Annotated in this window: 19 protein-coding genes; 17 read left to right on the forward strand and 2 right to left on the reverse strand. The window is 69.9% G+C overall.

Translation table 11 applies throughout. The features are described from left to right. Positions 1-141 precede the first annotated feature (141 nt). From B5F73_RS04725 to B5F73_RS04735, 3 genes are read left to right on the forward strand one after another with little or no spacing between them, the layout of a single operon-like run. The gene (locus B5F73_RS04725) at positions 142-588 is read left to right on the forward strand and encodes a DUF4430 domain-containing protein (RefSeq protein WP_087227075.1); all 447 of its coding nucleotides are present in this window, start codon (positions 142-144) and stop codon (positions 586-588) included. A 9-nt stretch (positions 589-597) separates the two neighbouring features. Next, complete coding sequence (locus tag B5F73_RS04730; RefSeq protein ID WP_087227077.1) at positions 598-1,470, forward strand: hypothetical protein; 873 nt, start codon at positions 598-600, stop codon at positions 1,468-1,470. After that, entirely contained in the window at positions 1,467-2,963 is a 1,497-nt protein-coding gene (locus B5F73_RS04735; protein WP_087227079.1) for an ATP-binding cassette domain-containing protein, read from the forward strand. Before B5F73_RS04730 ends, B5F73_RS04735 begins: the two co-directional genes overlap by 4 nt. Here the strand turns inward: B5F73_RS04735 and B5F73_RS04740 are convergent. Further along, on the reverse strand, positions 2,858-3,283 hold the full coding sequence (locus B5F73_RS04740) for a hypothetical protein (RefSeq protein WP_087227081.1): 426 nt from the start codon (positions 3,281-3,283) through the stop codon (positions 2,858-2,860). The two genes, B5F73_RS04735 and B5F73_RS04740, sit on opposite strands and share 106 nt — an antisense overlap. Positions 3,284-3,386: 103 nt before the next feature. On the opposite strand from B5F73_RS04740, the gene B5F73_RS04745 reads away from it, so the two are divergent. From B5F73_RS04745 to B5F73_RS04755, 3 genes are all read left to right on the forward strand, one after another. Beyond that, positions 3,387-4,028, forward strand: a complete 642-nt coding sequence (locus tag B5F73_RS04745; RefSeq protein ID WP_239379804.1) for an ECF transporter S component — start codon at positions 3,387-3,389, stop codon at positions 4,026-4,028. Positions 4,029-4,396: 368 nt separating this feature from the next. Next, complete coding sequence (locus B5F73_RS04750) at positions 4,397-5,197, forward strand: YebC/PmpR family DNA-binding transcriptional regulator (RefSeq protein WP_087227085.1); 801 nt, start codon at positions 4,397-4,399, stop codon at positions 5,195-5,197. Between the two features lie 348 nt (positions 5,198-5,545). Further along, positions 5,546-6,553 carry a formamidase gene (locus tag B5F73_RS04755; RefSeq protein WP_087227087.1) on the forward strand — a complete coding sequence of 336 codons (1,008 nt, stop codon included), beginning with the start codon at positions 5,546-5,548 and terminating at the stop codon, positions 6,551-6,553. 104 nt (positions 6,554-6,657) lie between these two features. Here the strand turns inward: B5F73_RS04755 and B5F73_RS04760 are convergent, their stop codons facing one another. Further along, complete coding sequence (locus B5F73_RS04760) at positions 6,658-6,915, reverse strand: hypothetical protein (RefSeq protein ID WP_087227089.1); 258 nt, start codon at positions 6,913-6,915, stop codon at positions 6,658-6,660. 97 nt (positions 6,916-7,012) lie between these two features. Between B5F73_RS04760 and B5F73_RS04765 the strand changes: the two genes are divergently transcribed. From B5F73_RS04765 to B5F73_RS04815, 11 genes are all read left to right on the forward strand, one after another. Further along, positions 7,013-8,302 (forward strand): aminotransferase, encoded by a 1,290-nt coding sequence (locus tag B5F73_RS04765; protein ID WP_087227091.1) that lies wholly within the window; start codon positions 7,013-7,015, stop codon positions 8,300-8,302. A 143-nt stretch (positions 8,303-8,445) separates the two neighbouring features. After that, complete coding sequence (locus B5F73_RS04770; RefSeq protein WP_087227093.1) at positions 8,446-9,216, forward strand: tetratricopeptide repeat protein; 771 nt, start codon at positions 8,446-8,448, stop codon at positions 9,214-9,216. Positions 9,217-9,241: 25 nt separating this feature from the next. Beyond that, entirely contained in the window at positions 9,242-9,559 is a 318-nt protein-coding gene (locus B5F73_RS04775; protein WP_087227095.1) for an STAS domain-containing protein, read from the forward strand. Positions 9,560-9,600: 41 nt separating this feature from the next. Further along, entirely contained in the window at positions 9,601-10,239 is a 639-nt protein-coding gene (locus B5F73_RS09530; protein WP_087227097.1) for a twin-arginine translocase TatA/TatE family subunit, read from the forward strand. 3 nt (positions 10,240-10,242) lie between these two features. Beyond that, on the forward strand, positions 10,243-11,031 hold the full coding sequence (gene tatC / locus B5F73_RS04785; RefSeq protein WP_087227099.1) for a twin-arginine translocase subunit TatC: 789 nt from the start codon (positions 10,243-10,245) through the stop codon (positions 11,029-11,031). Between the two features lie 12 nt (positions 11,032-11,043). Next, complete coding sequence (locus B5F73_RS04790) at positions 11,044-13,545, forward strand: DNA topoisomerase I (protein WP_087227101.1); 2,502 nt, start codon at positions 11,044-11,046, stop codon at positions 13,543-13,545. Positions 13,546-13,746: 201 nt separating this feature from the next. Further along, positions 13,747-15,573: a sugar-binding domain-containing protein gene (locus tag B5F73_RS04795; protein WP_087227103.1), complete on the forward strand. Its 1,827-nt coding sequence runs from the start codon at positions 13,747-13,749 to the stop codon at positions 15,571-15,573. Positions 15,574-15,698: 125 nt separating this feature from the next. Further along, positions 15,699-16,313, forward strand: coding sequence for a dTMP kinase (gene tmk, locus B5F73_RS04800; protein ID WP_087227105.1), 615 nt, complete (start codon positions 15,699-15,701; stop codon positions 16,311-16,313). Next, entirely contained in the window at positions 16,310-17,452 is a 1,143-nt protein-coding gene (locus B5F73_RS04805; protein WP_087227107.1) for a DNA polymerase III subunit delta' C-terminal domain-containing protein, read from the forward strand. Before tmk ends, B5F73_RS04805 begins: the two co-directional genes overlap by 4 nt. Further along, positions 17,431-18,894 carry a regulatory iron-sulfur-containing complex subunit RicT gene (ricT, locus tag B5F73_RS04810; protein ID WP_087227109.1) on the forward strand — a complete coding sequence of 488 codons (1,464 nt, stop codon included), beginning with the start codon at positions 17,431-17,433 and terminating at the stop codon, positions 18,892-18,894. Before B5F73_RS04805 ends, ricT begins: the two co-directional genes overlap by 22 nt. Positions 18,895-18,906: 12 nt before the next feature. Beyond that, positions 18,907-19,329, forward strand: a complete 423-nt coding sequence (locus tag B5F73_RS04815; protein ID WP_087227111.1) for a 6-carboxytetrahydropterin synthase — start codon at positions 18,907-18,909, stop codon at positions 19,327-19,329. The last annotated feature ends 34 nt before the right edge of the window (positions 19,330-19,363 follow it).

The following is a 19,363-nucleotide window of genomic DNA, read 5'->3' on the forward strand; positions in this document are numbered from 1 at the left end:
TCCTGCAGCTGCTACGTCATGTTGAAAACGGCTCCGGTTTGACTCCGGATCAGCACACGGCTGTGCCAGGGACGGCGGGACTCCCGTCGGCCCCGCCTTGCCCTCCCGACGCCCTGGACCCAGGGAGGAAGCGAGGCTCTTATGTCTCAGGAGAACCTGTCGAGAAGGACCTTCGTCGCGCAGCTCGCCGGCGTTGCGGCGGCGTGCGCGCTCGCGCTGACGGTCGTGGCCTGCGGCGGCACGCCTGCGGCCGACCCCGCGCAGGACCAGCAGGCCACGATGGCCGTCACCGTGGAGATCGACGCGACGGCCGGCGAGGGCGAGAAGACCTCGACGGAGGTGGACGTCCCCGAGGGCGCCACGGCCTACGACGCGCTGGTCGCGACCGGCGTCGACGTCAACGCGTCCGACTCCGAGTACGGCATGTACGTCCAGGGGATCGATGGCCTCGCCGGCGGTGACTTCGGCGACATGAGCGGCTGGATGTTCGAGGTCAACGGCGAGATGTCGGACGTGAGCTGCTCTGAGGCCACGCTCGCCGACGGCGACGTGGTCACCTGGCTCTACGTGACCGAGTTCACCGAGTAGAGAGACGACGTGGCCGCGCCGCGCGCCAGAGCCTTCGACGCCGTCCACGCGGCCGTCCCGACGGCACTGTTCGCCGGGGTGGTCGCGCTGACGATGCTGGCGGTGCAGCCTGCGCTGGTGGCGGCCTCGCTCGCCGGCGCGCTGCTCTTCTCGCTGCTCGCGCGCGGCGTCGCCGCCACGGCGCGCGGGCTCGCCTGGCAGCTGCCGCTGCTCGCGCTCGTGTGCCTGCTCAACCCGCTCTTCTCGGCCTCCGGCTCCACGCTCCTTTTCAAGCTGGGGCCGCGCAGCGTCTACCTGGAGAGCCTCGCCTACGGGGCCACGATGGGCGCGCTTCTGGTGGCGTCGGTCCTGTGGCTCGAGGGTGCCGCGGCGGTGCTCTCGCAGGACCGGCTGCTCGCGCTCGCACCCCGGCGCGCCCGTGCGCTGCCGGTTCTGGCGGGCATGGTCTCCCAGCTCGTGCCGCAGCTGCTGCGCCGCTCGCGCGCGGTGCGCGCCTCGCTCGCCGCCTGCACCGCCGCCGGCCCGCGTCCTGCTGCGCGCGATGCCCTCACGCGGACGTCGTCGCTTCTGCTCTCCTGGTCGCTCGAGGAGTCGCTCGAGCGTGCCGACTCCATGCGCTCGCGTGGCTGGGAGTCGGGGCGTCCGCGCACGTCCTACCGTCCGGAGCGCCTGCGCCGCCGCGACGTCGCGCTGCTCTGCGCTGTCGCGGCGCTGCTCGTCGCGGCCGCTGTCTGCGCGTGGGGACTCTGTTCGCAGTGGCGCTTCTACCCGCACATGGCCGGGGTCGGCCCCTGGTGGGCCCACGTGCCGTTCGTCCTTCTCGTCCTGCTTCCCGCTGCCGCAGAGCTGGCGGTGCGCCTGCGCGAGAGGGGGATGGCATGAGCGCGCTCTCCTTCGATCGCGTGAGCTTCACGTATGCGGGTGCTGTCTCGCCCGTCCTCGACGACGTCTGCCTCGAGGTGCCCGAGGGCGCGTTCGCGCTGCTCTCGGGCGCAACGGGATCCGGGAAGTCAACGCTTTTGTGCCTTGCGAAGCCCGAGGTCGCCCCGGCGGGCGAGCTTTCGGGCACGGTGCGTGCGTTCAACGAGGACGTGCGCGCGCTCGGCCCCGTGGCGTCCGCGCGCGCCGTCGGCTACGTCTTCCAGAGTCCCGAGGCGCAGATGGTCTGCGACACGGTCTGGCACGAGATGGCCTTCGGCCTGGAGAACCTGGGCACGCCCGAGGCCGAGATGCGCCGCCGCGTGGCCGAGACCGCAACCTACCTGGGCATGGGCTCGTGGTTCCGCGATCGCGTGGCCGAGCTCTCGGGCGGCCGCCGCCAGGTTCTGGCGCTCGCGTCGGTGCTCGCCATGCGCCCGCGCGCGCTTCTGCTCGACGAGCCCACGAGCATGCTCGACCCCGTCACCGAGCAGGCGTTTCTCGCCCTGCTCTTCCGGGCAAACCGCGAGCTGGGCATGACGGTCGTCGTGGCGACGCACGCGCCCGGCCCGATGATTGACTACGCCACCTGCGCCTTTGCGCTGGAGGACGGCCGCGTGCGCCAGGTCGAGCTCGAGGAGCTGCGCCCTCTCGGGGACGATCTCCTGCCGTCCAGTCCCCTCCCGACTACGACGGGCGAGGCCCAGGCGCTCTCGCTGGACGACGTGTGGTTCCGCTACGACCGCGACGCGGAGTGGGTGCTGCGCGGCTGCGACCTTACGGTGAGCGTCGGCGAGGTCCGTGCGCTCCTCGGTGCCAACGGCTGTGGTAAGTCGACGCTTTTGCAGGTGGCGGCCGGCGTGCTGCGTCCCCGGCGCGGCCGGGCGAGAAACGCGTGCGCCGACGACCAGGCCCTGCTGCCGCAGGATCCGCGCGCGGTGCTCGCGTGCGAGACGGTCCGCGACGAGCTCATGGAGTTGTCCGCATCATCGGGCCGCTACGGAGCGGCAGAGGTGGACGCCGCGCTCGAGCGCCTGGGTCTCGCCGGCTGCCCGGACCGACATCCCTATGACCTCTCCGGCGGCCAGCAGCAGCTGTTGGCGCTCGAGAAGCTTCTGCTCGTGCGTCCGCGCCTGCTGCTGCTCGACGAGCCGACCAAGGGGCTCGACCGGGCGGCCCGCGTCGCGGTGGCCGAGCGCGTCCGCACGGCGTCGAGCGACGGCGCCACGGTCCTTCTCGCCACCCATGACGCCGCCTTTGTGCGGGCGGTCGCCGACACGGCATCCCTCGTCTTCGACGGCGAGGTCACGGCAACCGAGCCTGCGGGCGAGTTCCTCGCCGGCTCGTGGCTCTACTCAAACAGCAGGAACGGCTCCTGGTCGGAGAGCTCGTCCTCGTCGAGCTCCTCGAGGTCGTCCACGTGCTCGTGCTCGTCGTCCTCATCGCCCCAGGCGTAGGCGTTCGCGACGTCGTCGTCATCGTCCACCGTGGGAAGCGCGCTCGTGATCGAGCAGAGGCCGTCCATGGCGGGGACGATCTTCTGCCACTGGCAGATGACGGGGTCGGAGGGGGCGGCCTCGAGCTCGGTGAGCGAGTCAAGATAGATCTCGTGCGCGCCGTCGAGCAGGTCGGAGGACTTGCGGACCTCGTGGAGGTGGGCCGCGAACTTCTCCATCGCCTCGTCGGCGTTCGACGCCTCAACGACGATGGGCATGAGGCAGTAGTTGTCCTTGCTGTCGGTGTCGTCGTTGTAGCTGAAGTTGCCGATGTACAGCATGGTGCCTCCTCGGTCGCGGGCCTATGGCAAACTGGTACCCATGATGGGGAAGAGACAAACACCGCAGGCTCGGGCTCTGGCGGCGTTGGAGGTTCCGGCGCTGGTGGCGGTGCCCGTGGCGATGGTCGCGCTCGCGCTGGCGGGCGTGCGCGCCACCGCCGGCCTCACGCTCGTCGTGGCGCTCCTCTCCCTGGGTCTGCTCTTCGCGAGCTTCGAGGCGTCCCGACCCGCCCTGCGCCAGCTCATGCCCACCGCCGTGCTCGCCGCCGTGGCTGCGGCGGGGCGCGTGCTCTTTGCCCCGTTGCCGGACGTCAAGCCCGTCTCGGCGATCGCGATCCTCGCGGGTGCGGCTCTCGGCAGGCGCAGTGGCTTTGTGGTGGGCGCCCTCGCCGCCCTAGCCTCCAACGTCTTCTTTGGGCAGGGGCCCTGGACGCCCTGGCAGATGTATGCGTGGGGGCTCGTCGGCTACGTCGGCGGCATCCTGGGCGAGCACGGCCTGCTCGACCGCGCGCCCGTGCTCTACGTCTGGGGCTTCCTCTCCGGTCCCGTCTTTGGCCTCATCATGAACGGCTACCACGTCCTCGGCTACGTGCAGCCGCTCACCTGGGAGTCCGCGCTTGTCGCCTGCGCGGCCAGCCTGCCGCTCGACGTGACGCACGGAGTGGCGACGGTCGCGTTCCTTGCCGCGATCTGGCTGCCGTGGGGTCGCGCCATTCGCCGTGTCGTGGCCAAGTACGACCTGTGAGTCCCGCGTCTGCATAAAACGTTCTCTCGTGCAGCATAGCGGCCGATTTGAAATCAAAAATGCCGTTCGTGTAGCGTGGTTTTGCACGATTTTGGCGTCACAAATGTTCCGCCTCCCGCATCGTCGCAGGTCGCAATATCAAAGTACAAACCAAAAACGTCTTTTCCGCCAAAATGACGCTACACGAACGGCCTTTTTGATTTTGAAATGGCCTTTGTGCTGCACGAGCGGCCGTTTTGTGCATCATCGGCTCCATTTTGCGGGGCGAGGGGTGCGAGGGGGCAAAGTGGAGCGGGGTACTTTACATTCCGGCCGCTCTTCGCTATCGTAGGCACGTTTCATGCCATGGATCAACGAAGGGGATGTGCATGTCCGGACACTCTAAGTGGGCAACCACCAAGCACAAGAAGGCCGCCATCGACGCCAAGCGCTCGTCGCTGTTCTCCAAGCTCTCCCGTAACATCACCGTTGCGGCCAAGCTCGGCGGCGACCCCAACCCCGACAACAACGCCACCCTCGCCGCGGCCGTGGCGCGCGCTCGCATGGTCTCCATGCCCAACGCCAAGATCAAGGCTGCCATCGACAAGGCCTTCGGCTCCGGCGCCGACGCCGCCAACTACGCCGAGATCACCTACGAGGGCTACGGTCCCGCCGGCGTTGCCGTCTACGTGGACTGCCTGACCGACAACAAGAACCGCACCGCGGCTGACGTGCGTTCCGCCTTCTCCCACTCCGGCGGCTCGCTCGGCACCTCCGGCTCCGTTGCGTTCCAGTTTGAGCGCAAGGGCTCCATCGCCGTTGAGAAGGTCATCAAGTCCGAGGACAAGAAGGTGGCCGACAAGGAGAACGCCGTCGACGAGGACGAGTTCATGATGGCCGTCGCCGAGGCTGGCGGCGAGGACTACGAGGACGCCGGCGAGGAGTGGATCGTCTGGACCGCCTACGACAAGATGCAGGACGTCCAGAAGGGTCTCGAGGCCCAGGGCATCGAGGTCAAGGGCTCCGAGCTCACGATGGTCCCCACCACCCCGACCGACGTCTCCGTTGCCGACGCCAAGAAGGTCCAGCGCCTCGTCGACCGTCTCGACGAGCTGGAGGACGTCCAGAACGTCTACCACACCATGAACATCACCGACGAGATCGCCGAGGCCCTGGAGGCCGACGAGTAAGACGCTCGTCTCATGCTTGAACGACGCGGCGGCGTCCGGGTTTCCGGGCGCCGCCGTTTTTCTTGCCCGTCGCCGCCTCTCCATCGAGTGTACGAGTTACATCACCCTGCTTTCTCAACAACAAACTATTACGTTGTGACATTAAAGCAAAGCAACCATAATGGAAGAGGGAGAAGAGGCAAACTCGTACACTCAACAAAGGCTCACGTCTGAGGCGGCGTTTTGCCTGCAGCGCACCACCCACCGTCGAAACACGGCCTCTCCCAGATGTAACCACAACATATAGTGTATGTAATAAAACTAACCTACCATAAGTCGTGTTCTTTACCCAACGGAAAGGAGCATGGCATGGGCAGCATCGGTAGCATGAGCAAGCCGAAGATGGGCTTTCTGGTGGCGGCGATCCAATTCCCCGCTCCGGTGGTGAACAGTCGTGCCGACATAGACCGTCAGGTCGAGAGCGTCGTGCGCACGCTCAAGGCGACCAAGGCCGGCTACCCCGGCGTCGAGCTGATCATCTTTCCCGAGTACAGCACGCAGGGCCTGAACACTGCCAAGTGGCTCACCGACGAGTTCCTCTGCGACATCCCCGGCCCCGAGACCGAGGTCTTCTCGCGCGCATGCCAGGAGGCCGGCGTCTACGGCGTCTTCTCCATCATGGAGCGCAACCCCGACCCCGAGAAGAACCCCTACAACACCGCGATCATCATCGACCCCGCAGGTGACATCGTCCTCAAGTACCGCAAGCTCTTCCCGTGGAACCCCATCGAGCCGTGGTACCCCGGCGACCTGGGCATGCCGGTCTGCGAGGGCCCCGGCGGCTCCAAGCTGGCCGTCTGCATCTGCCACGACGGCATGATCCCCGAGCTCGCGCGCGAGGCCGCCTACAAGGGGTGCAACGTCTACATCCGCATCTCCGGCTACTCCACGCAGGTCAACGACCAGTGGATCCTCACCAACCGCTCCAACGCCTGGCAAAACCTCATGTACACGGTCTCGGTGAACCTGGCCGGCTACGACGGGACGTTCTACTACTTTGGCGAGGGCCAGGTGGTGAACTTCGACGGCACGACGCTCGTCCAGGGGCAGAGAAACCCGTGGGAGATCGTCACGGCCGAGATCTACCCGCAGCTCGCGGACAACGCGCGCCTCTCCTGGGGCCTGGAGAACAACATCTACAACCTCGGCCACCGCGGCTACGTCGCCGTCCCGGGCGGCGAGCCGGACGCCGGCCTCACCTACATCAAGGACCTCGCCGCCGGCCGCTACAAGCTGCCGTGGGAGGACGAGATGGACATCAAGGACGGCTCGATCTACGGGTACCCCACGACGGGCGGCCGCTTCGGCAAAGAGTAGGCCTTCGGGGGACGGGGAGGGCAAGGTTCGCCGCGAGTTCTTGCCGCGCTCTTTGCGGCAAGCTGTCTGAGCGCCGGACCTTGCCCTCCCCGGCCTCGGGCGGGCTACTCAACCGTCCCGTAGACGTTGCCCCAGCCGCGGGCCGTGAGAATCGAATTGAGCTGGTCGCAGAGGCGCTGGCGGGTGTAGGTGCGCGGCGGGAGCGCGCCCACGACCTCCATGAGGTCGGTCGCGAGGTCCAAGATCTCGGCACGCATCTCGACGTCGAGCCGCTCCGCCGTTGCCGCCGAGGAGACGTCCGGGGGAAAGACGGAGTCAACCAGCCGCTGCAGCTCGCCGTAGTCGTCCGAGCGCATGTCCATGTGGCCTCCCTGTAAGCGTTCGTTTTCGTGACGAACATGGTAGCAGCACGCGCCCCGTTTGCCTCTATACTCAGACGGGACCGACGAAGGAGGACACATGCCCAACGCGTACCAGAACATGACCGACGCCCAGCTCGACGCCGCCATCGCCGACCTCGAGGCCCAGGCGGACGACCTGCGTGCCCTGAACCTCAAGCTCGACATGGCCCGCGGCAAGCCGAGCCCCGAGCAGACCGCGCTCTCCAAGCCCATGCTCGACCTGCTCACCAGCGACTCCGACCTCTCCGACCAGGGCGTCGACGCCGACAACTACGGCGCTCCCGACGGCCTGCCCTCGGCCCGCGCCCTCGCGGCGGAGCTCCTCGGCGTGGACGCGGCCAACGTCTCCGTCATGGGCTCCTCGAGCCTCAACATCATGTACGACTGCGTGGAGCACGGCTTCGTCCACGGCATCGCCGGCGAGAAGCCCTGGTGCCAGCAGGGCGTCGTCAAGTTCCTCTGCCCCGCGCCCGGCTACGACCGCCACTTCACCGTGACGGAGAGCTTTGGCATCCAGAATGTGCCCGTCCCCATGCGCGAGGACGGCCCCGACATGGACGTCGTCCGCGAGTACGTCGAGAAGGACGCCACGGTCAAGGGCATCTGGTGCGTGCCCAAGTACGCCAACCCCACCGGCGTGACCTACTCCGACGACGTGGTGCGCGCCTTCGCCGCGCTCAGGCCCGCCGCGCCCGACTTCCGCATCTTCTGGGACAACGCCTACGCCGTCCACACCTTCGAGGGCGAGGGCGACGAGCTCCTCAACATCTTCGACGCCATCGCCGAGCAGGGTGGCGACAAGAACCTCGTCTACGAGTTCGCTTCCACCGCCAAGGTGACCTTCCCCAGCTCCGGCATGGCGTGGGTCACCGCGAGCCCGGCGGACATGGCCGAGCTTCGCCGCGCCTTCTCGGCCATGCGCGTCTCCCCGGAGAAGATCTCCCAGCTCGCGCACGTGAAGTTCCTGAAGGACGCCGCGGGCGTCGCCGAGCACATGAAGAGGCACGCCGCGCTCGTGGCACCGCGCTTCGCCCTCGTGGAGGAGAAGCTCTCTGCTGGCCTCGGCGAGGTGGGCTGCGCCACGTGGACCAAGCCCAAGGGCGGTTACTTCGTCTCCTTCGAGGGCCCGCGCGGCTCGGCCAAGGCGATCGTCGAACTCGCCAAGGAGCTCGGCGTCACGCTGACGCCGGCCGGCGCGCCCTGGCCCTACGGCCGCGACCCCGAGGACACCAACATCCGCATCGCGCCCACCTACCCGAGCCTCGACGAGCTCGGACAGGCGCTCGACGTCTTCGTCGTGGCGGTCAAGCTCGTCTCCGCCCGTCTCGCCCGGTCCGAGCGGGCCTAGACGGGGCCGCGGGTTTCCTCTGGGGAACTTCTGTTATTATCGCCGCGGCGCGGTCCCGCCCAGACGCGGGCCCCGCGCCGTGGCATACTCTTGTATTTCATGGGCGCAGCGGGCGCCCGTCCTGGCAGGGAGAGCGTACTCACATGGCGAAGTGGCGTCTGGCACAGAACGGCGAGAAGGACGGCGCGCAGGCGCGGTCGTCGAACGCCAAGACCAAGAAGCGCGAGCGCAGGCCCGGCGAGCTCTCCACCTTCCAGAAGGTCGTCATCGTCCTGTTCATCGCCGTCTTTGCCCTCTCGACGCTCGCCGGCGCGCTGGCGTCCGTCTTCCAGAGCAGCCAGACCGTCGAGTACAACGTCGACTACGTTGACTCGCAGTACGCCGACTACGTGGCCGACCTCGAGTCCCAGCTCGAGGAGGATCCCGAGAACGCCGAGACGCTGCTCGCGACCGCCCGGGCCTGCTCGTCGTGGGGCACGTCGGTCATGATGCTCGCCGCCACGGACGACGAGGCGAGCCACGGCACGGAGCTCGTGCAGCGGGCGATCGGCTACTACGATCGCTACCTCGCGCTCGACAACGCCTCCGACGCCCGCGTCGAGCGCGCGATGTGCGAGTACTACCTCGGCGACGCCGAGACGGCGAAGGCCGACCTCGAGGCCGTCACCACCGACGACCCAGAGTACGCGCCCGCCTGGTATGACCTCGGCCTGCTCTACGAGGGTCAGGGCCTGACCGACGAGGCGCGCGCCGCCTACCAGAAGGCCGTCGAGCTTGACCCGGACGACGAGCAGGGCGTGGGCACGAACGCGCAGTCGCGCATCGACGCGCTCACGGGCGCCGAGGACGAGGCGTCCTCCGACGACGAGGGCGCGACTACCCAAGAGGACGATTCCTCGGAGACGGCCGAGTAGGGCCGCCTGCGAGAAGGGAGAGACCATGAGTCTTGAGATCACAGCCAGCGCGGACGGCGACAACCGCCTCCTGAGCGTCACGGGGGAGGTCGACGTCTCCTGTGCCGACGAGCTTCGGGCGGCGATCGATGCCCAGATCGCGGAGGGGGTCGCCGGCGAGCTCGTCATCGACCTCGCCGGGGTGCCCTACATCGACTCCACGGGCATCGGCGTCCTCGTCGGTGCGGCGCACCGCGCCTCCGAGGCGGGCGCCACGCTCGTCGTGGCACGCCCGCAGCGCAACGTCGAGCGCGTCCTGGGTCTTCTCGGCGTGCAGGCTGACCTCAACATCCGCGGGGCCTAGAGCCGCGCAAGGCAACGTACGACGAACGGGGGATTGATTCCGTGTTTGGCATTGGAGAGGGAGAGCTCGTACTCATCGTGCTCTTCGCGTTTCTGATCTTTGGCCCGGACAAGCTGCCGGGCATGGGCCGCACGCTCGGTCGCGCTCTTCGCCAGTTCAAGAGCGCGCAGGAGGGCTTCACCGAGGTCGTCCAGACCAACATCGTGGACCCCGCCGCCGAGGCCCTGAGCGACACGCCCAAGAGGCCTAACCGCAACCACGCCGCCGAGCTCGAGGAGGACGCCGACCTCGAGTCTGCCGACGGCGAGGAGGCGCCCCGCGCCAAGCGCGCCGAGACCTTCGCCGAGCGCAAGAAGCGCCTGGCCGAGGAGAAGGCCGCCCGCGAGGCCGCCGAGAAGGAGGCCGCGGCAGAGGTCGAGTCGGACGACTCCGACGCCACCGACGCCGAGGACGCCCCGGCGCAGCCGGCGCCCGACGCCGCCGACGAGCCCCAGCCCAAGAAGCCCACCGCCGCCGACCTGTATGCGATGACCCCTTCCTCGAAGCCCCGCACCGGCGGGGTCGCTGGGGACAGCCCCAGCGCGACTCACGAAGTGAGCGAGGAGCGCAGCGACGAGCGCGGAGCGGACGGGGCCCTCCCCGTCGTCCCCGGCGCTCCCGACGACGAGAAGGAGGCCTAAGCCATGCCGATCGGTCCCGCACGCATGCCCATCATGGATCACCTCGGCGAGCTGCGCCGTCGCCTCACGATCATCGTGGTGGCCGTCGTCGTCTGCGCGCTCGTCGTCTACTTTGCCACGCCCGCGCTGATCGAGCTCATGATCGGCCAGATCGAGGAGGCCATGAACGGCGCCGAGCTCGTCGTCACCACGGTGCTCGGCGGCTTCACCATCCGCTTCAAGGTCGCGCTGTTCTTCTCGGTCATCATCTGCTGCCCGATCATCATCTGGGAGGTTCTCGCGTTCTTCCTTCCGGCGCTCAAGCCCAAGGAGCGTCGTTGGGTCCTGCCCACCGTGGCGGCGATGGTCCTCCTGTTCTTCCTGGGCATGATCTTCTGCTTCTTCGTGATCCAGCCCGCCGCCTTTGGCTGGCTGCTCGAGCAGTCGCTCGAGATCGGCGCCCTCATGCCCGAGGCCAGCGACTACCTGGACATCTACATGCTGCTGGAGATCGGCTTTGGCATCGCGTTCCAGCTGCCGCTCGTGATCTTCTACCTGTCGATCCTGCACCTGGTCCCGTACAAGACGTTCCGCTCGCAGTGGCGCATCGTCTACGTGAGCTTCATGGTGCTCTCCGCCGTGGTGACGCCCGACGCCTCGCCCGTCACCATGGTCCTCATGTTCGCGATCCTCATCTTCCTCTACGAGGCCGCGCTCGCCGTGTCGCGCTTCATCATCGTCGCGCGTGACGGCAAGGAGGCCCTCAAGTGGTCCCGCGAGGACTATGAGAACCGCGACCTCGAGAAGCTCTAGGACGGTCTCGCAGTGAAGCTCATCGTCACCGAGAAGAACGACGCCGCCGGCCAGATCGCGCGGCTGCTCTCCACCTCCGGCAAGCCCAAGGCCGACAAGGTCTACAACACGCCGGTCTACCGCTTCACCTGGGACGGCGAGGACTGCGTGACCATCGGCCTGCGCGGTCACATCCTCAAGGTGGACTTCCCGGTCCAGCTGACCTTCGACGCGGAGGAGGGCTGGCGCGGCGTCACCGCCGACGGCGAGCTCATCCCCGCCGACGTCCCCGACGGCCTGGCCCGCCCGCCCTACAAGTCCCGCCGCAAGCCCTTCCTCGCCGACGGCGTGGACCTCAAGGGCTGGAAGATCGCCAGCCTCCCGTACCTGGTGTGGGCGCCCATCGAGAAGCTCCCCGCCGAGAAGGAGATCATCCGCGCGCTCAAGAACCTCGCCAAGAAGGCCGACTCGGTGATCATCGGCACCGACTTCGACCGCGAGGGCGAGCTCATCGGCTCCGACGCGCTGCGCCAGATCCGCGAGGTCGCGCCCGACGTCCCCGTCTCGCGCGCCCGCTACTCCGCGTTCACGCGCGCCGAGATCGACCACGCCTTCGCGAACCTCGTCGAGCTCGACCAGGACCTCGCCGACGCCGGCGAGTCCCGTCAGTACATCGACCTCATCTGGGGCGCCGTCCTCACGCGCTACCTCACCGCCGCGCGCTGGAGCGGGCTGGGCACGGTGCGCTCCGCCGGCCGCGTCCAGACCCCCACGCTCGCCCTCGTCGTGGAGCGCGAGCGCGAGCGCCTCGCCTTCGTGCCCGAGGACTACTGGGTCATCCATGGCCAGGCCGAGAAGGACGGCGACGCCGCGGGCCCCTTCCGCATCACGCACGCCACGGCGCGCTTCTGGGACCATGCGGCCGCCGAGACGGCCTTCGGCCACGTGGCGGACGCCACCGAGGGCCGCGTCACCGCCGTCGAGCGCAAGAGCCGCACGCAGCGCCCGCCCGCGCCGTTCAACACCACGTCGCTCCAGGCCGCCGCGGCCGCCGAGGGCATCAGCCCCGCGCGCACGATGCGCCTGGCCGAGAGCCTCTACATGGACGGCCTCATCTCGTACCCGCGCGTCGACAACACGGTCTACCCCAAGTCGCTCGACCTGCGCGAGTCCGTCCGCATGCTCTCCACGGTGCCCGCCTACGGCGCCGTCTGCCACGAGCTCCTCAAGCAGGACAAGCTCACCGCCACCCGCGGCAAAGAGGAGTCCACCGACCACCCTCCGATCTACCCCACGGCACCGGCGTCCCCGGACAGCCTCCAGCCGGCGGAGTGGAAGCTCTACAACCTGATCGCCCGCCGCTTCCTGGCCACGCTCATGGGCCCGGCCACGATCGAGGGCACCAAGGTGACGATCGACGTCGCCGGCGAGCCGTTCACGGTGACGGGCAGCGTGCTCGCGAGCCCCGGCTTCCGCGCGGCCTACCCCTACGGCCTCAAGAAGGACGACCAGCTTCCCGCCCTCGCCGAGGGTGACGTCGTCTCCGTGGACAACATGGAGCTTCTCGCCAAGCAGACCGAGCCGCCCGCGCGCTACAGCCAGGGCAAGCTGATCCAGGAGATGGAGAAGCGCGGACTGGGCACCAAGTCCACGCGCGCGAGCATCATCGACACGCTCTACGAGCGCAAGTACTTCAAGAACGACCCGGTGGAGCCGAGCCAGCTCGGCATGGCCATCATCGACGCGCTCACCACCTACGCGCCGCGCATCACGAGCCCCGACATGACGGCCGAGCTCGAGGACGACATGACCAAGGTCGCTGACGGCGCGCAGACGCAGGAGCAGGTCGTGAGCCACTCCCGCGCGCTTCTCGCCGGCCTCATGGACGTGCTCGTGGAGCACACCGACGACCTCTCCGACGCCATCGCCGACGCCGTCACGGCCGACGCCAAGGTGGGCACCTGCCCCAAGTGCGGCAAGGACCTCGTGGTCAAGAGCTCCGCCAAGACGCGCGGCAGCTTCGTGGGCTGCATGGGCTGGCCCGACTGCGACGTCACCTACCCGCTCCCCCAGGGCAAGATCTCTGCGCTGGAGGGCGACGCCGCCGTCTGCCCGGAGTGCGGCGCGCCCCGCGTGAAGGTTCAGCCGTTCCGCAGCCGCGCGTACGAGGTCTGCGTGAACCCGGCGTGCCCCACCAACCGCGAGCCCGACGTGGACGTGGGTGCGTGCCCCGCGTGCGCCGAGGCCGGCCGCGAGGGGCGCCTGGTGGCGCACAAGTCCGAGAAGAGCGGCAAGCGCTTCATCCGCTGCACCAACTACGACGACTGCGGCACGAGCTACCCGCTGCCCGCGCGCGGAGCGCTCGAGGCCACGGGCGAGACCTGCCCGGACTGCGGTGCGCCCCTGGTCGTGGTCACGACGGCGCGCGGCCCGTGGAAGCTCTGCCCCAACATGGACTGCCCCGGCCGCGAGAAGAAGGCCAGCGCCCCGCGCCGCGGCCGCCGCACGGGCGGGACGCGTCGGAAGAGGTCCTAGCCCGCGGTCCTTCTCGCCCGCGTCCGTGCCGGGCCCTCTTTCGCCGAGTGTACGAGTTTCGTTGCACACGTCGCCTCCCGCGGTTGCGGAAGGCGACGTTTTCGCAGATAAGAGTTACCGTCGACGAACCTTTTTGGTCGCTGTATAACGTAACTCGTACACTCGATGGGGGAGAAGGACGATGGTCACCTGGGAGGCGCGATGCTGGACCTGAGACGCGTGCTTGCGAGCAAGCCCAAGCCGCCTGCCGACGTCGAGCTCGCCGAGCTCTGGACGCCGTGGGGCGAGAGGGTCGCGTCGGGCGACAAGGACGTGGCGGCCGTCTCGCACCCTCGTCCGCTGTTCGCGCGCGAGCGCTGGGCGTCGCTGAACGGTTCCTGGGAGTGCGCGTTCGTCCCCGCGCCCGACGCCGCCTCCGCCTGGCGCGACGCCGAGCCCCCCGAGGGCGGCTGGCTCCCCATCCGCGTGCCCTTCTCGCCCGAGGCGCCGCTCTCCGGCGTGGGGCGCCGGCTCGGACCGGACGAGCTGCTGTGGTATCGCCGCGAGCTCGAGGGCGTCGAGCTGGCGGCGGGGGAGCGCCTGGTCCTGCACCTCGATGCCGTCGACTGGGCGTGCTCGGTCTACGTGAACGGAATGCGCGTCGCCGAGCACACGGGCGCCTACCTGCCCTTCTCGGCCGACGTCACGGACGCGCTGCACCCGGGCGAGAAGAACGTGCTCGCCGTCTGCGTCTTCGACCCGTCCGATGCCGGTACGCAGCTGCGCGGCAAGCAGCGCCTCGCGCGCGGCGGCATCTGGTACACCGCCCAGAGCGGGATCTGGCGCGACGTCTGGTGGGAGGTCGTGCCGGAGGCGCACGTCGCGGAGCTGCGGGCTGACGCCCGGGCAGACGAGGGACGCGTGGTCCTTCTCGCCCGCGCGACGGGGGCCGGCGAGCTCGTGGCCCGGCTCGTGGACGGGGGCGTCGAGGTCGCACGCGCGGCAGCCTTCGTCAGGGGCGAGCGGGACGTGGAGCTGTCGCTGCCCGTGGGCGAGGTGCGCCCGTGGAGCCCGGACGACCCGCACCTGTACGACCTCGAGGTCTCCTTTGGCGGCGACCACGTGCGCAGCTACTGCGCCTTCCGGACGGTCGAGGTGCGCGCGGACGCCTCCGGCACGCCCCGCGTGCACCTGAACGGCGAGCCCCTCTTTGTGCGCGGCGTGCTCGACCAGGGCTACTGGCCCGACGGCCTCATGACGCCGCCTGCCGAGGAGGCGCTCGAGCACGATGTGCGCGCCATGCGCGAGCTGGGCTTCAACTTGCTTCGCAAGCACATCAAGGTGGAGCAGCCGCGTTTCTACGCGCTCTGCGACCGCCTGGGCATGCTCGTGTGGCAGGACGTGCCCTCCGGCGGCGGCGCGTACGGCGCGTGGCAGACGAGCTACCAGCCCACGCTCCTGCGTGCGAGCTGGACGCGGGTGTCCGACCGCGGGGAGCGCGCGTGGCGGCGCCTCGCCGCGGACGATCCCGCATACCGCGAGGAGTGGCGCTCGACCTGCGAGGGCATGGTGCGCCTGCTCGCGGGGCACCCGAGCGTGATCGGCTGGACGCTCTTCAACGAGGGCTGGGGGCAGTTCGACGCCCGCGTCGCGACCGAGCTCGTGCGCACGCTCGACCCCACGCGCCCGGTGAGCTCGACGAGCGGCTGGTACGACCAGGGCTGCGGCGACCTCTGGAGCGTGCACAACTACTTCCGCCCGCTCGAGGTCTGGCCCGACCGGGCGCGTTCGGCCCGGGCGTTCATCATCTCCGAGTTTGGCGGCGTGAGCTGGGCGGTCCCGGGACACGTGAGCCTGGCGACGTCATACGGCTACGACCAGGCCGCCGGGGGCGAGGAGTTTGCCGCGGAGGTGCACGGCCTGCTCGAACAGGCGGATGCGCTGGAGGCCGAGGGCCTTACCGGATTCGTGTACACCCAACTCTCCGACGTGGAGGAGGAGACCAACGGCCTGCTCACCTACGACCGCCGCGTGAACAAGCTCGCGTGAGCGGCGGCCCCGTCCCCTCCCCGCACGGTTTGGGTTCGTCGTCGAGCGTCCCCGACGTGGTTTTCTCGCGGGTTCGCGCGCGAGAGGGTACCATTGAGGGGTTACGAGACCGAGGGGAGGCGCGGATGCGCGGGGTGTTCATCACACTCGAGGGAGCCGACGGCTGCGGAAAGTCGACGCAGGCGTCGCTGATCGCCGACGCGCTCGAGGCCTCCGGCCGCGAGGTCGTGCGCCTACGCGAGCCGGGCGGCACCCCCATCTCCGAGAAGGTCCGCGCGCTGCTTCTGGACCCCGCCAACGACGAGATGGTCCCCGAGTGCGAGCTCATGCTCTACGAGGCGAGCCGCGCCCAGCTCACGCGTCAGGTGATCGAGCCCGCGCTCGCGCGCGGCGCCGTCGTCCTGTGCGACCGCTACTACGACTCCACCTACGCCTACCAGGCCGGCGGCCGCGCCCTCGACGACGCGCTCGTCCGCCGCGCCAACCTGCTCGGCAGCTGCGGCGTCGTGCCCGACCGCACCCTCGTCTTCGACCTCGAGCCCGCCGTCGCCTACGCCCGCGCCACCGCCGGCGGCGCTGACCGCATGGAGGCCGAGGGCCTCGCGTTCCAGGAGCGCGTGCGTGACGCCTACCTGCGCCTGGCGGCGGAGGAGCCCTCGCGCGTGCGCGTGATCGACGCGTCGGGCGAGAGGGACGAGGTCGCCGCCCGCGCGCTCGCCGCGCTCGAGGGCCTGCTATGAGCGGGACGAGCGTGCCCGCCGCGCTCGACGCCCTCGTCGACCAGCCGCGCGTTCGCGACTTCCTCGCCACGGCGCTCGCCGAGGGGAGGCTCTCCCACGCCTACCTCTTCCTGGGCCCCCCGGGCTCGGGAAAGCACGAGGCCGCCGAGGCGCTCGCAAAGTGCGTCGTCTGTCCGAGCGGCGGCGACGCCACCTGCGACGAGTGCCGTCGCGTGGCGCACCGCACCCACCCGGACGTGCGCTGGCTGACCCCCGGCAGCGCCACGGGCTACCTCGTCTCCCAGATCCGAGAGCTCATAGAGGACGCCGGCCTCGCCCCCATACGCTCCTCGTCGAAGGTCTACGTGCTGGAGCGCGCCGAGCTCCTGCGCGGAGGCGCGGCGAACGCCCTGCTCAAGACCCTCGAGGAGCCGCCGGCGAGCACGATGTTCATCCTCTGCGGGCGCGTGGCGGACGCCATGCTGCCCACGATTGTCTCGCGCTGCCAGCAGGTCCCGTTCCGAGCGGGCTCCACGGCGTCGGGCGTCGCGTCCGTCCTGCGCTCGTGCGCGGCGACGCCCGAGGAGGCGCGGGTCGCCCTCGCCGTCGCGGGCTCTCCCGGCCGGGCCGTGGACTTCCTCTCCTCCGCGAGCCGCCGCGAGGTGCGTCGGCTCATGGTGGACACCCTGGACGAGCTCGCCCGCGACGACTCCTGGGACGTCCTTCTCGCCGCGCGGAGGATCGTGGCGGCGGTTGCCGTCCCGCTCGCCGACGTCAAGCAGGCCCAGGAGGAGGCCCTGCAGGAGAGCCACGACTTCCTCACGGCCGGCGCCCTCAAGCAGGTGGCCGACGCCAACAAGCGCGAGCTCACCGCGCGCGAGCGTTCGGGTATGATGGAGGCTCTGGCCGCGGCCGAGTCCCTTCTGCGCGACGTGCTCGTGCGCACGGAGGGCGCGGGCGAGGCCATCGTCAACGAGGACGCCGCCGCCGTGGTGGACCGGCTCGCCGCGCGTGCCACCACGCGCTCCGCCGTGCGCGCGCTCGACGCCGTGGCGCGGGCGGCCGACGACCTCGCCCACAACGTCTCACCCCAGCTGACCCTCGAGGTCATGCTCCTTTCCGTCAAGGAGGCACTCACATGGCATCCGTCATCCCGGTGAAGTTTGCCTACGCCGCGCGCGACCTGTGGTTCGACCCGGCGCTCACCGGCGCCCAGGAGGGCGACCACGTCATCTGCACCACCGAGCGCGGCCTCGAGATAGGCCTCGCCACGGCGGACGCGCGCGAGGTCACGCCCGAGGAGCTCTCCGCCACGATCGGTCATGCCCAGCTGCGCGAGGTCGTGCGCATCGCCACCGACGAGGACCTCGAGCGCGCCGAGGAGCTCGCGCGCCGCGGCGACGAGTCCATGCCGGCCTTCCGTCGCCACGTGAGCGAGTCCGGCCTGGACATGAAGCCCGTGGGCGTGGAGTACCTCTTCGACGGCGAGAAGGCCGTCTGCTACTTCGCCGCCGAGGAGCGCGTGGACTTCCGCCAGCTCGTGCGCGACCTCTCGCGCGAGTTCCACGTGCGCATCGACATGCGCCAGATCGGCGTGCGCGAGGAGGCCGCCATCGTGGGCGGCTACGGCCACTGCGGCCAGGAGCTCTGCTGCCGCCGCTTCTCCACGGGCTTCGACCCGGTGTCCATCCGCATGGCCAAGGAGCAGGACCTCCCGCTCAACTCCACCAAGATCTCCGGCGCGTGCGGCCGCCTCATGTGCTGCCTGCGCTACGAGTTCGAGGCCTACCGCGACTTCAAGAGCCGCGCGCCCAAGCGCAACGCCGTGATCGACACCCCGCTCGGCAAGGCCAAGATCATCGAGTACGACACGCCCAAGGAGCAGCTGTGCCTGCGCCTGGAGAGCGGCAAGCAGATCCGCGTGGCCCTCGCCGACATGACTGCCTCCGAGGCCGCGCACAAGAAGAGCGAGGAGCTGGGCTGCCCGTGCCGCCCGGACACCGTGACGCGCGAGGTCCTCGACCGCCTCGAGTCCCCGGACGTCCAGATGGCCCTCGCCGAGCTCGACCGCAAGAACGGCGTGCTCGCGGAGCCCGAGGTGGACGCCTCCGACATCTTCGTCAAGCCCAAGCGCAAGCGTCGTCGCGCGTCGGGCGGCTCGCCGGCGGGCGAGAGGGACGGTCGCGCCGCGGTCGGTTCCGCGCCGTCCGGCGACGAGGCCCCCGGCGCCACGCGCCGTCGCCGCAAGCGCCGCCCGGGTGACGGGGGCGTCCCCGCGCCGGCCGAGCAGGCCGCGCCGAGCCAGGGTGCCACGCGCCGCCGCCGTCACCACCAGGCGGCGGAGGGCGATGCCGCGCCGCAGGGCGAGCAGCAGGGAGCCAAGCGCACGCGCCGCCCCGGCGACAAGGGCGGCCAGGTCGCGCAGCCCAAGGGCGGTGGCATGCAGCCCTCGCGCAAGAGGCGCGCGCAGCAGGCGGGCGGCGGCGACCAGCCGTCGTCCCAGCAGGGCGCCGACGGTGCCGCCAAGCCGCGCCGCAGGCGTCGTCGCGGCGGCCGCGGCCGCGGCGGCAGCGCCGAGGGCGGGGCGCCCGCGGGCGAGTAGCGGGAGGTTCCCATGTACGGACTCAAGACCGAGTGGCACTTCGACTCCGCCCACTTCCTGGCCGACTACCACGGCAAGTGCGAGAACCTCCACGGCCACCGCTGGCGTGTGGTTGCCTACCTGCGCACCGACGCGCTGGGGGAGGCCGGCACGGAGCGCGACATGGTCATGGACTTCGGGGCGTTCAAGCGCGCGGTCCGCGAGGTCTGCGACGGCCTGGACCACACCTTCCTCGTCGAGGAGGGGACGCTCGCCCCGGCCACCGTGGCGGCGCTCGAGGCGGAGGGCTTCTCGCTCACGGTCCTGCCCTTCCGGACCACGGCCGAGAACCTCGCGCGCCACATCTGCGACGAGCTGCGCGCCCGAGACCTGCCCTGCGCGCAGGTGGACGTCTACGAGACCCCGCTCAACTGCGCGACCTACGTGGCGGGGTAGCGCGCCGCCGTCCCTCTCGCCCGCACCGCTGGCC

Source organism: Olsenella sp. An270 (assembly GCF_002159735.1).
Taxonomy (GTDB): domain Bacteria; phylum Actinomycetota; class Coriobacteriia; order Coriobacteriales; family Atopobiaceae; genus Thermophilibacter.

What these genes read in the sequence shown, in the direction of transcription:
- B5F73_RS04725 (WP_087227075.1), top strand. Translation starts at nt 142, where the DNA reads ATGTCTCAGGAGAACCTGTCGAGAAGGACCTTCGTCGCGCAGCTCGCC.
- B5F73_RS04735 (WP_087227079.1), top strand. Translation starts at nt 1,467, where the DNA reads ATGAGCGCGCTCTCCTTCGATCGCGTGAGCTTCACGTATGCGGGTGCT.
- B5F73_RS04740 (WP_087227081.1), bottom strand. Translation starts at nt 3,283, where the DNA reads ATGCTGTACATCGGCAACTTCAGCTACAACGACGACACCGACAGCAAG.
- B5F73_RS04750 (WP_087227085.1), top strand. Translation starts at nt 4,397, where the DNA reads ATGTCCGGACACTCTAAGTGGGCAACCACCAAGCACAAGAAGGCCGCC.
- B5F73_RS04755 (WP_087227087.1), top strand. Translation starts at nt 5,546, where the DNA reads ATGGGCAGCATCGGTAGCATGAGCAAGCCGAAGATGGGCTTTCTGGTG.
- B5F73_RS04760 (WP_087227089.1), bottom strand. Translation starts at nt 6,915, where the DNA reads ATGGACATGCGCTCGGACGACTACGGCGAGCTGCAGCGGCTGGTTGAC.
- B5F73_RS04765 (WP_087227091.1), top strand. Translation starts at nt 7,013, where the DNA reads ATGCCCAACGCGTACCAGAACATGACCGACGCCCAGCTCGACGCCGCC.
- B5F73_RS04770 (WP_087227093.1), top strand. Translation starts at nt 8,446, where the DNA reads ATGGCGAAGTGGCGTCTGGCACAGAACGGCGAGAAGGACGGCGCGCAG.
- B5F73_RS04775 (WP_087227095.1), top strand. Translation starts at nt 9,242, where the DNA reads ATGAGTCTTGAGATCACAGCCAGCGCGGACGGCGACAACCGCCTCCTG.
- tatC (WP_087227099.1), top strand. Translation starts at nt 10,243, where the DNA reads ATGCCGATCGGTCCCGCACGCATGCCCATCATGGATCACCTCGGCGAG.
- B5F73_RS04795 (WP_087227103.1), top strand. Translation starts at nt 13,747, where the DNA reads ATGCTGGACCTGAGACGCGTGCTTGCGAGCAAGCCCAAGCCGCCTGCC.
- tmk (WP_087227105.1), top strand. Translation starts at nt 15,699, where the DNA reads ATGCGCGGGGTGTTCATCACACTCGAGGGAGCCGACGGCTGCGGAAAG.
- B5F73_RS04805 (WP_087227107.1), top strand. Translation starts at nt 16,310, where the DNA reads ATGAGCGGGACGAGCGTGCCCGCCGCGCTCGACGCCCTCGTCGACCAG.
- ricT (WP_087227109.1), top strand. Translation starts at nt 17,431, where the DNA reads ATGGCATCCGTCATCCCGGTGAAGTTTGCCTACGCCGCGCGCGACCTG.
- B5F73_RS04815 (WP_087227111.1), top strand. Translation starts at nt 18,907, where the DNA reads ATGTACGGACTCAAGACCGAGTGGCACTTCGACTCCGCCCACTTCCTG.